Below are 13,820 nucleotides of genomic sequence, written 5' to 3' on the forward strand. Positions count from 1 at the left end.
TGCGGCTCGGGCGCCGCCTGGGCAGGCGCGGTGTTGGCGGGCGCGGCATTGGCCGCCGACGGCGCCTCCGCCACGGGCGTCATGCGCGGGCGCGGATCGGGCGCGGCCGCGCCCTGCAGCGCCTCCATCGCGCGCTCGACGAGATGGCGGGAGGAGGGCGACGCCGTCACGTGAACCTCGCAACCAGCTCGGGCAATCGGGCGATCAAGGCTGGTCCCCCCGCGGTGACGATGCCGTAGGCCGCAAGCAGGCCGGCGACGCCGAAGGCGAAGACGATGACGGCCAGCACCTCGCTGCGCACCGGCAAGGTGGAGGAAATGCTGCCGATCACCGGCAGGCCCAGCTTCCGCAGGTCGTGCACGGTGTAGAAGCTGCGGTCGAGCTGCACGAACAGGAAGGCGAGCACCACGCCCGCGCCGATGCCCGCGGCCAGCGCGCCGGAGGCGATGATCACGCGATTCGGTCCGATCGGGTCGGTCGGCAGCACCGGCGGGTCCACGATCTCCAGCCGCACGCGGTCGGCGCCGACCCGCGCCGCGCCGGCCAGCAGCACGGATTCGCGGCGGCCGAGCAGCTCCTCGTGCTGGCGGCGCAGCACGTTGTAGTCGCGGTCCAGCGCCATGAACTGCGCCTGCAACTGCGGCGCGGTGCGCGCCAGCGCCTCCATCCGGCCGATCTGCATCTCCTCCTGCCGGATCGTGCGCTGGAAGGACGCGATCTGCGTCTCGGTGTCGAGCAGGCGCACGCGCAACTGCTCGTAGAGCGGGTTCGGGATGCCGGTGCCGCCCTGGGCGCGCGGGATGTTCGCCGCGCCCGGCCTCGGGCCGGGGTTGGCACGGAGCTCGTTCAGCTCGTTGCGCGCCGCCACCACGGCCGGGTGGCTGTCCGTGAAGCGCAGGCGCAGCTCGCGCAGCTGCTGTTCCGCCGCGATCACCCGCGGGTCGGCGCTGCTGCCATCCGGCAGCCGCAGGGTCTGGGGCGTCACCTCAAGCTGCTGGCGCAGCATCTCGCGCCGCTGGATCGCGTCCTCGAGGTTGTCGCGCGTGTTCAGCAGCCTCCCGCGAGCCGATTCCAGCCCGGAGACGCCGGCATCGCCCGGCAGCAGCTCGGCGTAGCGGGCGCGGAACTCGGCGCGGCGCTGCTCCGCCTCCCGCAGCTGCGCCTCGTAGGAGGCGATCTGCTGGTTGATGAAGTTCCGCGCGTTCTCCATCTGCACACGGTCGTTCGCCGTCGCCTGCTCCATGAACATGGTCAGCACGGTCTGGACGACGTCCTGCGCCATGCGCGGGTCGGTGTCGGTATAGGTGATGGTGAACAGGTTGCGCGTCTGCGCGGCGATCCGGATGTTCGCCGCGAGGTTCGTAAGCAGCGCGTCGCGCCCCGCCACCGTGGTGGCGCGCAGGTCGAGCCCGGTGCGCGCCGCGACGCGTTCCATGTTCGGGCGGCTCAGCAGCGTGCGCTGCAGCAGTTCCACCTGGCTGCCGGGGCGGCTGTCCACCGCCAGGCCGCTCAGCAGCTGGCTCAGGATGATGTCGGCGTCGGCGTAGATCCGCGCGCTGGACCGGTATTGGTTCGGCAGGCTGTAGGCGTAGAACCAGCCGCCCAGGCAGATCACCCAGGCCAGCATCAGCGCCTTCCAGCGGTGACGCCAACCCCCGATCGCATAGTGCCGGAGCTGGAGGAGGATGACGTGCATCGCGCCCTCAGAACCAGCCCTGCGGGATCACCAGCGTATCGCCGGGCCGCAACGCCACGTCCTGGGAGACGTCGCCGTCCCGCAGCAGGTCGTTCAGGCGCAGGTTGAAGACGCTCTGCTGGCCGTTGGCCTCGCGCCGGATGAGCCGCGCCCGGTTGCCGGAGGCGAAGCGGGTCAGGCCGCCCGCCTCGATCAGCGCATCCAGCACCGTCATGCCCTCCCGGAAGGAAATGCTGCGCGGCTGCGCCGCCTCCCCGACGATGCGGATCTGGCGGTTGGTGGGGCCCACGAAGCTCTGCACGATCACCGTGACGTTCGGCTCTCGCACATACTCCTTAAGGCGGTCTTCAAGCTGGCGGGCCAGCTCGACCGGCGTTCGGCCGGCGGCCACGATGTCGTCCACGAGAGGCAGGGAGATCCGCCCGTCCGGGCGAACCGGCACCGCCATGCTCAGCTCGGGCGCGCGATAGACGAAGACGGAGAGGCTGTCGCCCGGGCCGATCACGTAGTCCGACGCAACCTCCGCCGGCGCCGCGGCGCTGGGCGATGGCGGCGGGAGCGTCGGCGCGCAGGCGCCGAGCAGCAGGCCAAGCCCCAGGGCGCACAGGCCGGCCATGCGGAACGAATGTGGCGCCATGCCCTGCCTCCGTGTAATCATGAGACACCCGGCCCCAGGGCGCACACGCCCGGCGGTTGCTTCTGGCGCGACCTTTAGCGCATTCGGCGGCAGAATAATAGCAGGCTCAAGTGCCTCGCCGGCGATCAGGTCGGCACGACATGTGCCGGATTCGGTTCACGCGAACCAGGAAAGACGTGTTGCCGCAACGCAACATCGCCGGCTGCCGTCGACAAATTTGCACAAATCTCGGCACCGGGACGTTCCTGGCCTGTCAACCCTGTCATTGCCCGGACCGAGCCAGCGGCCCGGACCGGGCATTGGGGCAGACGAGGCTCACATCACGCTGTCGCGATCGAAGGCGATCTGGACGCCGCCGATCGTCCCGCCGTTGTTGTACTCATCCAGCCAGTCCTTGATCGTGTTGCCGGCCGGAATGCCCCCCAAGGTGCTGTTCCAGGCGGTGGCGCTGGACGGCACCCGGAAGCTCGAGGCGTTCAGCGTCAGGCTGCCGTCGCCGGCCCCGTCGCCGTTCTCGTCCGGCGTGTGGCGCTGCAGCCAGTCGATCGCGAAGTCCACCGCATCCCGGGCATCCCGGACCGACGGATCGTTCGACGGGTCGGTCAGCGGGTTGCCGGCCATGTAGTTCAGCCAGGTCGCCAGCAGCTGGCGGTCCAGGATGAACCGGGCATCGCTGCCCATGGTGGTGTTGGACGCGTTGATGATCGCAAGCGCCTCGGAAATGGTATAGAATATTGTTTCTTCATTTCCGTCCGTGCGACCGTTCCTGTTGTAGTCGCCCACCAGCACGCCCACCCGGTTGACGTTGCCGACCGGATCGATGGGGCCGGAGGCGCCATAGGCCTGGAACAGCACGTCCGCGCCCGGGAAACCTGCCGTGCCGGCCTGGCGCGGGGCGGAGGCATCGCCGTCCCAGAAGTCGCGCCAGCTGCTGGCGCCCCAGAAGCCGGGGGTGCCGACGCCAGGCCCCGCGATCGGGGTGAAGCTGCCGGTCTCATAGTGGCTCATGTCGGAGTCGGTGGCGCCCGGGACGGTGATGGTCGCGGTGTTGCCATAGACGCCGCCCGGCACGACCGCCTGCACCTTCAGCAGCTCGATCTTGAAGCGGTCCTCCGGCGTGTGGTCGGCCGTCGAGGCGGCGATCACCAGCACGTTGCCCGCCACGTTGCCGGCGTTGATGTTCGCCCAGCGCGCGCTCGAACTCGTCGTGTCGTTCACCTCGGTGAAGCCCAGCCCGGCCAGCACCGAGTCGTTCAGCGTCAGCGTCCCGCTGAACGGCGTCGTCGTGTTGCCGATCCAGACCGAGATGTCGCTGTCGCCCACCACGTAGCCCAGGAAGGCCTCGTCCACCACGACCTGCCGGTCGAAGTGGAACGCCACGTAGTTGTCGCGGCCGATGTTGTCGACCGTGTGCGTGTCGCCGCTGCCATTGCCCTCGCTCCGATCCGTCACGCCGAGACCGCCGCCGAAGGCGCCGAGGAACCCGGTCTGCCACGTCCCGGCATCGTCGCGGCTGAAGGCGCTCGCCTTCACCTCGATGCCGCCCGCGTTGAAGGTCCGGACGTTGCCGTCCGTCCCGTCCAGTGCCGACGAGCCCTCGAGGTTGATGGTGGTGACCGCCCCCAGCCCCCCCAGGTTCTTCACCACGTCGGTCGCCTGGTAGAGCCAGACCTCCCCGGCCTCCAGCACGTTGTCCGCATCGCCCACCGGCCGGCTGGCCAGCGTGATCCGGCCATTGGCGATCGACAGGTCGTCCGACAGGTCCCCCGGCGTGCCGTTGTCGTCCACCAGCACGATGTCCGACGCCGCGATCGCCGTGTTCCCGGTGTTCTCAACCCGATACGTCCAGGTCACCTTCGAGCCCGGCGTCAGGATCGGAACTCCCACGCCGTTCGCCGTGTCCTCGTTGTCGTAGTCCGCCGCGATCGGATTGCTGTTGCTCGGCCCGCTCGTCGTCTTCTGCAGGTCGATCCCGGGACGCGGCGTCACGACGGCCGTCTTGTAGTGGCTCATGTCGGAGTCGGTGGCACCCGGGACGGTGATGGTCGCGGTGTTGCCATAGACGCCGCCCGGCACGACCGCCTGCACCTTCAGCAGCTCGATCTTGAAGCGGTCCTCCGGCGTGTGGTCGGCCGTCGAGGCGGCGATCACCAGCACGTTGCCCGCCACGTTGCCGGCGTTGATGTTCGCCCAACGCGCCTTCGAACTCGTCGTGTCGTTCACCTCGGTGAAGCCCAGCCCGGCCAGCACCGAGTCGTTCAGCGTCAGCGTCCCGCTGAACGGCGTCGTCGTGTTGCCGATCCAGACCGAGATGTCGCTGTCGCCCACCACGTAGCCCAGGAAGGCCTCGTCCACCACGACCTGCCGGTCGAAGTGGAACGCCACGTAGTTGTCGCGGCCGATGTTGTCGACCGTGTGCGTGTCGCCGCTGCCATTGCCCTCGCTCCGATCCGTCACGCCGAGACCGCCGCCGAAGGCGCCGAGGAACCCGGTCTGCCACGTCCCGGCGTCGTCGCGGCTGAAGGCACTCGCCTTCACCGCGATGCCGCCCGCGTTGAAGGTCCGGACATTGCCGTCCGTCCCGTCCAGTGCCGACGAGCCCTCGAGGTTGATGGTGGTGACCGCCCCCAGCCCGCCCAGGGTCTTCACCACGTCGGTCGCCTCGTAGAGCCAGACCTCCCCGGCCTCCAGCACGTTGTCCGCATCGCCCACCGGCCGGCTGGCCAGCGTGATCCGGCCATTGGCGATCGACAGGTCGTCCGACAGGTCCCCCGGCGTGCCGTTGTCGTCCACCAGCACGATGTCCGACGCCGCGATCGCCGTGTTCCCGGTGTTCTCCACCCGATACGTCCAGGTCACCTTCGAGCCCGGCGTCAGGATCGGAACCCCCACGCCGCTCGCCGTGTCCTCGTTGTCGTAGTCCGCCGCGATCGGATTGCTGTTGCTCGGCCCGCTCGTCGTCTTCTGCAGGTCGATACCCGGACGCGGCGGGATCTGCCCGACATAGACCGCATCGTCGCGATCCGAGACGGTGCGCGAATTGCCGAACGGATCGGTGTAGGTCGTGGTGACCGCGGCGGTGTTGGTCACCTGGCCGGACTGCCACATGCCGGTCACGTCGAAGGACGTGCTCTGCCCGACCCCGAGGCTCGCGATCGTCACCGTCGTGCCGGGCGCCGCGCCGTTCAGGTCGAGCGTCGGGTCGGACACCACCAGGTTGGTCAGCGTCACCGTGCCGGTGTTGGTCACCACGAAGCGGTAGATCGGGTTGCTGCCCTGCAGCAGCGTCACCGCATCCGCCGCGGTGTCGGCATCGACGAAGCCGGCGCTGCCCTTGATCAGCTTCTCGATGTCCACCAGCGGCTTCACGCCGAGATAGTTGCTCGGGTCGGTCGCCGTGACGTTCTGCGTCACCAGCCCGTTCACATAGATCCCGCGCGCCAGGCCGATATTGGCATAGGCACCGACCACGGCCGTGCCCGGTGCGCTGTACGTCCAGGTCTCGCCGAGATCGAGCAGCGTGTTGCCATTGGCGTCGCCGCCGATGAAGCTCGGCGCGAAGTCGTCCGAGGTGTTGCCGGCCGTGCCGTTGTCGTCGTGCACCGTGACGCCGGAGAGTGCCACGTTGCCGGTATTGGTCACCTGGTAGAACCAGGTGACCGTGGACCCTTCGAGCAGCGTGATCCCGTCCGTGCTGCCGGCCAGCAGGCCGTTGCCGCTGGTCGTCTTGACGATGCCGATGCCCGGCAGCGCGTCCGTCGTGGTGCGCTCGTCGCCGACATAGATCGCGATGTCGCTGTCGCCGACGGTGGTGGAATTGCCGAAGCCGTCGGTGAAGTCGCCGGTGACCGAGGCGGTGTTGGTGATCTGGCCTACCTGGTGCGTGCCGCTCACCTGGAAGGCCGTCGCCGCCCCGGCCGCCAGGTCACCGATGAAGCGCGTGACGCCCGGATCCGACCCGTTCAGGTCGAACATCGGGTCGGAGACCTCAACGCCGGTCAGCGCGACCGGCCCGGTGTTGGTCACCACGAAGCGGTAGAGCGGGTTGGTGCCGAACAGCAGCGTCGGCGCCGTGGCGAGCGTATCGGCATCGACCCACTCGGACCCGTTCCAGATCTCCTTCTCGATGTCGATGGCGGGCCGCACGCCGACATAGGCGCTGGGGTCCTGCGCCGTCACCGGCGTCTCGTTGCCGAGGCCGTCGGTGTAGAGGCCGGTCACGGTCGCCAGGTTCGCGTAGGGGCCGAGCACGGCCACGCCGGTCTTCTCGTAGGTCCAGAGCTCACCGACGTCCAACTTGCCATTGCTGTTGGTGTCGCCGCCCAGGAAGCTGGTGATCGCGCCCTCGACATCGTCCGAGACGGCAATGTTCGCGATCGGGCCGGGTCCCGCCGTGGAGACCTTATAGGTCCAGGTGACGGTCGAGCCCGCCAGGAAGACCGGCCCGTCGGAGCCGTTGGTATCCTTGACGATGGAGATGGTCGGCGTCAGGCGCACCAGCCCCGCATCGACCGTGCGCTCGGCATCGCCGGAAGCCAGCGTGTAGGTACCGGTCAGGCCCGTCGCGGCATTCGCGTCACTGTCGTCGGCGTCGTCGCCGCCCTGGTCGGCCTGCGTGATCGCATAGCCGTCGGGCCGGACGAAGCGCACGCTGTAGCTGCCGGGCGTCAGCCCCTCGAACAGATAGCCGCCCAGGCTGTCCGTCACGTCGGTGCCGACCACCGTGTTGGTGGCGTCCAGCAGCTCCACCGTCACGCCCTGGACGCCGGCCTCCCCGTCGTCCTGCACGCCGTTGCCGTTCGCGTCCAGCCACACGAAGTCGCCCAGCGAGGCCGGGCGGTAGTAGCCCGCATCGATCGAGCGGTCGTCCTCTCCCGAGACATAGGACCTGACGGGAGAGGCGCTGTCCGGCCCGTCCGCGTCGCTGTCCTTCGCGTCGTCGCCGACATTGGCGGCGGTGCGGACGTAGCCGCCGGCCGGCGTCTCGAAATCCACGTAGTAGGAGCCGGGCGCCAGCCCCTCGAACAGGTAGCCTCCCAGGCTGTCGGTGACGTCGGTCGCCACCTGGTTGCCCACGCCGTCGCGCAGGATCACGGTGGCGCCTTCGATGCCGGTCTCGCCGTCATCCTGCACGCCGTTGGCATTGGCGTCCTCCCACACGCGGTCGCCGATCACGACGGGGATGTAGAGCCCCGCATCGACCGTGCGCTCGGCATCGCCGGCGGCCAGGGTGTAGGTGCCGGTCAGGCCCGTCGCGGCATTCGCGTCGCTGTCGTCGGCGTCGTCGCCGCCCTGGTCAGTCTGCGTGAACGCATAGCCGTCGGGCCGGACGAAGCGCACGCTGTAGCTGCCGGGCGTCAGCCCCTCGAACAGATAGCCGCCCAGGCTGTCCGTCACGTCGGTGCCGACCACCGTGTTGGTGGCGTCCAGCAGCTCCACCGTCACGCCCTGCACGCCGGCCTCGCCGTCGTCCTGCACGCCGTTGCCGTTCGCGTCCAGCCACACGAAGTCGCCCAGCGAGGCCAGCGCCACGGGGATGACGAAGCCCGCATCCACCGTTCGGTTGAAGTCGCCCGCGACGAGCGTGTAGGTCCCGGTGCGGCCGGTCGCCGCATTGGCGTCGCTGTCCACCGCGTCGCTGCCGGGCGCATCGGCGGAGGTCAGCGCATAGCCCTGCGGGGTGACGAACTCGACGCTGTAGATCCCGGGCGGGAGATTGGTGAAGGCGTAGTTGCCGTCCGCATCAGTCTGGGTGGTGTCCACCACCTCCCCGAAGGCGTCGAGCAGCCTGACGGTCACGTTCGCCAGCCCGGCCTCGCCGTCATCCTGCTGGCCGTTGCCGTTCGCGTCGATCCAGGCACGGTCGCCGAGCGCCGCCGCATCGCCCAGGCTGTACACCTGGTCCACCGAGCTGAAGGAGATGCGCGAGGTGGTCGGCGCCGTGGCGGCGACGTCCAGCACGATGCTGGTGCGCACCGAGAAGCTGCCGCCGACATTGCCGGCGGAGATGTTGAAGTCGTCGCCCTCGAAGGCCGGGTCGCTGCGGTCGTTGGCGCCGTTGCCCACCGCCGTCGTGCTGCGCGCCACCAGCGTGCCCGTCTCGTTGAAGATCTCCTGCACCACGCGCAGCGAGGTGCCCGGCCGCACCGTGGTGTCGGCGACGAAGGCGGAATTCAGGATGCCGTCGATCAGCTGCAGCGGGTCCTGCGCCGTCACGTTGTAGTCGATCACGATGGCGAGGTTGGTGCCCGGGCCGATCGCCGAGGCGGAGAAGCCGCTCCAGCGCAGCCCGGCGGCGGAGGCGAAGGGGAAGGCCACCGGCGTGGCGCCGGCACCGGCATCGGTGATGAACGGGTTGACGCGGCCCGCGCCGAGCACGGTCGCGGTCTGCGTGACGGTGATGTCGGAGAACAGCAGGCCCTCGTCGACGACATCGGCGAAATCGTCGCGCGTGGTGATGGTGACCGTCATGCTTTCCTCCACTCAGCCTGCCCGACGCCCTCTGCGCGCAAGGCAGCAGTCTCCCGGCGCGGCCCCGCAGTCGTCCTGCGGGGCCGCCATGCAATTCGGTTTGCGAAGACGTCAGGCGGCGCGGGCGGCCTTGCGCCGGCGGCGGCCATGCAGGCCCGCCAGACCGACCAGCGCGGCGCCGAAGGCCGCCAGGCTGGCGGGCTCGGGCACGGCCACCTGGGTGACGCTGAAGATCACGGCGGTACCATCCAGGCCGGGGTCGGCCTTGATGTCCTTGGTCAGGATCAGGCTGTTCTGCGACAGGAAGGTCAGCGTCGCGGTCGGGATGCTGAAGGCGCTGTCGAGTTCGACATTCAGCGCGCCGAGGCTGCCGACATTGGCGGGCGGCGTGCCCACCGCCTCGCCGATGGACGCGAATCCGTCCTCGGTGATGGCGGCGTCGAAGGCCAGCGTCCACATCTCGAGCGGCGGGCCGCCCAGGCGCTCGACGCGGATGTCGAGCAGGTAGTCCAGCAGGCCGGTGGCCTGCGTGGCGTTGAGCAGTGGCGCCCCGTTGTCGCCGGTCAGGATGAAGCCGCGTTGCGTCTCGACGATGTCGATGCTGGCGCAGCTGATCGGCCCGAAGGTGCCGCAGCCCTCGGCGGTGAAGCGGAGGTTGCCGTCCAGCGACGTCCACTGCTGGCCGATCGACCAGTTCAGGGTTGCCGCGCCGGCGGGCGCGGCGAGCGCCAGGGCGACGCAGGCCGCCGCCACCACCTTTGCCCCTCGACCAAACAGTTCACGCATCACGCCTCTCCCAACCCAAGCACAAAATGTCTAAATCGGAATATTCCGATTAAGCAATGTCGAGGGGTCATGCAGGGTGCAAGGCGACCTCGACCGGGCCGACAATTAGCAAAGCTCGTGCCACTATCGTAACTGATTGATTTGCCTTCACGTGCGGCGAAGCGGCGCACCACGAAGGTAGAGAAGTGTAAAAATTATGGACAACTCGTAAAAAATCTTTCTCATGTTGAATTTAAGGCATCGCGCGACCAAGCCGCCGTGCCCGCTGCCGAGATCCCCCGTTCCTGGGTTGCGGGTCGCCCGAAGCGCGCCGCAGGCCCGTGCGGGCGCAGCGCCACGGCCGCGCCTGGCGCGCCATCCCGAAGGATCACATGCCGAAGACAGCCAATGTCGGCGCGCCGCCCCGCACGGGCCGGCCTTCACGCCGCTGCTGAAGGCACCGCGATCGCGCAGGCCCACAGGCGCCCCGTTCAGGCCGGGGCACGAATCGCTGGGTTGGCAGGGCCGGGGCGTGCCCGGACCTAGCCGTCCGTGTCGGCCATCGACCGTGCCAGCGCAATCAACGCCATGCGGCGTTCAGGCTGGCCGATGTTGTTGAACGCGCGAAGCAGAACGTCGATCTCGGCGCTGCCCGTCGGGCGCGGCTGCCCCGCCGAGGCGCCGCTGCCGGTCAGCGCCTCGACCGAGATGCCGAGCACCTCCGCGATCATGATGAGCCGGCTCGCCGCCACCCGCGTAAGCCCGGCTTCATAGCGGTAGAGCTGCGGCTGGGAGACGCCCACCCGGCTGCTCAGTTCGCCAAGCGCCATGCCCGCGGCAATGCGGTGGTCGCGGATCCGACGGCCGACCGCGGCGTCCATCCCTGTCGGGGATCGCTTGTTCGCCGCACGGGGCGGCACGAGGACAGCGGGAAGCGGCCGCGTCGACCGCTCCGATGCGGCATCGCTCGTGCTCTCCAGGAAGCCCTGCCCGCCTCCGAAATCGTCTGGAAGGCTCATCGGCTGGATCCCCGCAGACAGGAGACGACCCCGACTGGACCACGATCCGAAAGGGCTGCTCGACTGCTGATGACGGGCATGGCGCCTCCTCCGTTCGGCTCTTCCACACGGGCAAGGGCCGTGATCCGGCTCCGTAGTGAGGAACAGCAAGATCGGTGCCAGACAAGAAGTGCGGCGAAATCAAAACATTGCGCGGAGCCGGGCGGCGTGACTGTATGAAAGTGTAAGGTGTTGCGACAGTTCAACGTCAGGATCCTGTCGTCGCGACATGACACACGGCTCGCCCGGGCCTCCCCGGCGACGCGCGAGCCAGGTGGCAGGGCAAGGCGTCGGATAACTTTACATGTCGGCCGCAGGGGCTCCGACCCGGTGCTTCCTGGTCACCCGACCACACCTCCCCCGCCGCGCAGGCGCCCGGCCAGCGCGCGCAAACAACCTGCAAAAGCCCTTATAGAAAAGGGACTTGCCAGCTCCGCCCAGACCAGCGGAACGCTGCGATCCGCGAGGCTCCGCTTGTAGCGCTGGTCCCCTGCGAGCAGGTCGTAGCGCAGGTCGCCGCGGCCGGCTGCCAGTTCGATGGCGAGGGCGTGGCAGGTCAGCCCGGGTTTCGCATGGGGCTGGCCGGTCGGGTCGGCGAGCCCGGACTGATACGCGTAGACGACGCGGAGGTGCCGAACATTGTAAAGAAATCCGACAGCCCCCCCGGGCCCGCTCACCCGAAGCAGGTCCAGCTCGTCCCGCGCCAGCGCCTGACCCATCAGCGCCCGATGGAACCGTCGCAGATACGGAGTCGCGAAGGCGCCAGGCCGGCCACGCCGTGACCAGGTCGCCTCGTGCAGGCGTGCCAGTTCTTCGAACCAAGCGTCGAGCTCGGCGACGCTTCCGGCCCGATCCACCTCCAGCCGGTCCCAATCCCCCTTGTAGAAGCGATGCGAGCGGCGAAGCTGGTAGCGGGCATTGGCGCTGAGACGCGCCAGCGGATCGCTGCCGGCCGCCCGGACGGCGTCGAGATCGACGAAGGGCGCGTCACGGCGCTGCAGCCGCACGACGACGCCCCCCGTCGCCTCGACCAGGGAGGGCGGGACGCCGCCGAGCACCAGCCCGGCACCACCCGCGGCCATGGCGGCCCGCAGCAGCGCCGCCGCAGCCTCCGGGTCCGTCGCAAGCGGTCCGTTGTGTTCGGTGAAGGGCCGGTCGCGCTCGGCCTCCCCCGTCTCCCCCAGATGCAACCGGCCGCTGCGGCGGTTGAACAAGGCGAGCCCGACGATGCGCCCGTCTCGCGTGGCTTGCAGCAGCACGGGGTCGGGGTAGCGCTCCTCCGCCAGGCAACCGACCCACGTCCAGGACTGGAAGAAGGAATGCGGCGCCCCGGCCTCGAGCGCACGCCAGACCTCGCCCAGCGCCGCGAAGCTCTGCACCGGCATGCGGTCGACTTCGGTGGGCATGGCGGTGGAGGCCTCAAGCGAAGGTGACAACCAGCGATCGATCCGGTCTAGCCCGGCGGCACCGGAAACGCGACGCGCCAAGCGGCGATCTGGCAGGGAGACACGTCACATTTTTTGACACATTCACGGCGACGAAGATCGTCCGGCGAGACATCTTTTTGAGATTCTTGTATTTCTTTTTTTGGCATTGATCTTGCTGCAGGGGTGGCACCGGCCGGGCATCGGGGCCGCTTGAACGGGATGATGGACATGAAACTCACGAAGATCGCGCTGCTGGGCGCTTCAGCCCTCGCCCTGAGCCTCGCAGGCCCGGCCGGCGCGTCCCCGATCGCCGGCAACGGCGCGGTGGTCATGGGCGAGTTGACGCTTACCGGCGGCAACACCTTCGCCGGCGGCGTCACCATCCACGCGGACCCCGGCATGCTGACCGCGCGCGGCGCGCCGGCCACCAGCCATTTCAACCCGGCCGTGGCCATCGGCACGCCGGTGACCTTCTCGCCCTTCGTCGTGGCGACCAGCACGCCCTTCGCCTTCGGGCTCGGAACCCAGGGCGACTTCGCCGGGCTGATCCTGTCGATCAGCTATGCCAGGTCGCTGCCCACACTGGCCTTCTTCGACCAGATGACGCTGACCGCGGCGGGAACCTTCACCCCGGCCGGCGACCTGGCCGCGGCCGGGCGGTCGGCGAACACGATGAGCCTGCTCGCCAACTTCAACCAGATCGGCGGCCCGGGAAACCACATCGCCGGCAGCTTCACCTTCATCGCCCCGTCCCAGGTGCCGGTGCCGGAGCCGGTCGGGCTCGCCCTTCTTGGACTCGGCCTTGCGGGACTCGCCGTGGCGCGACGCCGCATGGCCTGACCGGGCGGGCAGGACCTGCCCGGATCTGCCGGCCCCTGCCTATTCGCTCGTCTCGACGAAACACGGGTGAAACGTCAGCGAAACGGCAACGACACGCTTTACGTAAAATGTAACCCGCGGATGGCTGCCACCGCTGCGTTATCTTTGGTAAGCGTTTTGCGCGCGCCGCTTTCGGCGAGGTGAACGTCGCACTGAACGAGGATCGCCAAGCTCTTGAGATTCGGGTCGCTTGCATAGGATGCAAGATAAGTCCTTGATCCGCTTTTGATACTTTGTTAAATCAAAACGGAAGGCTCGCGGCGCGGCCGGGAGGAGCGCAGGAGGCGCCACCAGGATCTTCAGCCTGGGGTTGTGGGGGGCTCGCGTGATGACAAGCCTGTTCGGGCATAGCGTCCGTTCGGACGTACTACTGCTCTGCCTGGCCGATACCGTGCTGTGCTTCCTCGCCGTGTCCGGCGTGTTCATCTGGCAGGTCGGCCTGCCGGTGGAGCAGGGCGGTCCGCTGGCCGCCGCGATCACCGTCGTGTCCGGCATCGTCGCCGGCGCCAGCGGGCTCTACCAGCCTGAGGCCTTTTCCCGCGCGCGCCGCCTCCTCTCCGCCGCCGCCGTGGCAGGTCTCCTTCTCCTCGTCATGCTCCCCGTGCTCGGGCTGATCAGCCCTGCGGCGAAGGACGGCCTGCAGAACCACCTGATCGGCGTCACCCTCGCGGTGGTGGGCGCCGCCGTCGCCACCCGCCTCGGATTCACCGCCGCCCTCCGCGCCGGCCGTCTCGGCCAGCGGATCGCCTTCGTGCGCGGCGCCGACGACACCCCCTTCGACCGCGCCAGCCTGCGCGGCGAGGTGCCGGCCGACCGTGTGCGCGTCGCGCTGGATGTCGGGCCGCACGCCCCCCTGGCCGAGTTGCTGGCGCCGGCCCGCCTGCGCG

8 protein-coding genes are annotated in these 13,820 nt (G+C 69.1%); 2 read left to right on the forward strand and 6 right to left on the reverse strand.

The window, feature by feature from the left end:
- Positions 1-166: 166 nt before the first annotated feature.
- The 6 genes from OZN99_RS13175 to OZN99_RS13200 all read right to left on the reverse strand — a co-directional run bounded on the left by OZN99_RS13175 (position 167) and on the right by OZN99_RS13200 (position 12,114).
- Positions 167-1,696 carry an XrtA system polysaccharide chain length determinant gene (locus OZN99_RS13175; RefSeq protein ID WP_270935704.1) on the reverse strand — a complete coding sequence of 510 codons (1,530 nt, stop codon included), beginning with the start codon at positions 1,694-1,696 and terminating at the stop codon, positions 167-169.
- 7 nt (positions 1,697-1,703) lie between these two features.
- Complete coding sequence (locus OZN99_RS13180; protein ID WP_270935705.1) at positions 1,704-2,333, reverse strand: XrtA/PEP-CTERM system exopolysaccharide export protein; 630 nt, start codon at positions 2,331-2,333, stop codon at positions 1,704-1,706.
- Between the two features lie 315 nt (positions 2,334-2,648).
- Positions 2,649-8,804, reverse strand: coding sequence for an SdrD B-like domain-containing protein (locus tag OZN99_RS13185; RefSeq protein ID WP_270935706.1), 6,156 nt, complete (start codon positions 8,802-8,804; stop codon positions 2,649-2,651).
- A gap of 111 nt (positions 8,805-8,915) precedes the next feature.
- Entirely contained in the window at positions 8,916-9,590 is a 675-nt protein-coding gene (locus tag OZN99_RS13190) for a PEP-CTERM sorting domain-containing protein (protein ID WP_270935707.1), read from the reverse strand.
- A 521-nt stretch (positions 9,591-10,111) separates the two neighbouring features.
- Entirely contained in the window at positions 10,112-10,450 is a 339-nt protein-coding gene (locus OZN99_RS13195) for a helix-turn-helix domain-containing protein (protein ID WP_270935708.1), read from the reverse strand.
- A gap of 518 nt (positions 10,451-10,968) precedes the next feature.
- Positions 10,969-12,114 (reverse strand): GNAT family N-acetyltransferase, encoded by a 1,146-nt coding sequence (locus OZN99_RS13200; protein ID WP_270935709.1) that lies wholly within the window; start codon positions 12,112-12,114, stop codon positions 10,969-10,971.
- Positions 12,115-12,282: 168 nt separating this feature from the next.
- Between OZN99_RS13200 and OZN99_RS13205 the strand changes: the two genes are divergently transcribed.
- Together OZN99_RS13205 and OZN99_RS13210 are read left to right on the forward strand one after the other, a co-directional pair.
- Complete coding sequence (locus OZN99_RS13205; protein ID WP_270935710.1) at positions 12,283-12,894, forward strand: PEP-CTERM sorting domain-containing protein; 612 nt, start codon at positions 12,283-12,285, stop codon at positions 12,892-12,894.
- A 367-nt stretch (positions 12,895-13,261) separates the two neighbouring features.
- On the forward strand, positions 13,262-13,820 hold a 559-nt coding region (locus OZN99_RS13210), incomplete at its 3' end, for a hypothetical protein (RefSeq protein WP_270935711.1).

Origin of the sequence: Falsiroseomonas oryzae, assembly GCF_027856955.1 — a bacterium.
Taxonomy (GTDB): Bacteria; Pseudomonadota; Alphaproteobacteria; order Acetobacterales; family Acetobacteraceae; genus Falsiroseomonas; species Falsiroseomonas oryzae.

Bases quoted from the DNA above. Each gene is read 5' to 3' on its own strand.
- OZN99_RS13180 (WP_270935705.1), bottom strand. From the start codon at position 2,333: ATGGCGCCACATTCGTTCCGCATGGCCGGCCTGTGCGCCCTGGGGCTT.
- OZN99_RS13175 (WP_270935704.1), bottom strand. From the start codon at position 1,696: ATGCACGTCATCCTCCTCCAGCTCCGGCACTATGCGATCGGGGGTTGG.
- OZN99_RS13205 (WP_270935710.1), top strand. From the start codon at position 12,283: ATGAAACTCACGAAGATCGCGCTGCTGGGCGCTTCAGCCCTCGCCCTG.
- OZN99_RS13195 (WP_270935708.1), bottom strand. From the start codon at position 10,450: ATGGACGCCGCGGTCGGCCGTCGGATCCGCGACCACCGCATTGCCGCG.
- OZN99_RS13190 (WP_270935707.1), bottom strand. From the start codon at position 9,590: ATGCGTGAACTGTTTGGTCGAGGGGCAAAGGTGGTGGCGGCGGCCTGC.
- OZN99_RS13185 (WP_270935706.1), bottom strand. From the start codon at position 8,804: ATGACGGTCACCATCACCACGCGCGACGATTTCGCCGATGTCGTCGAC.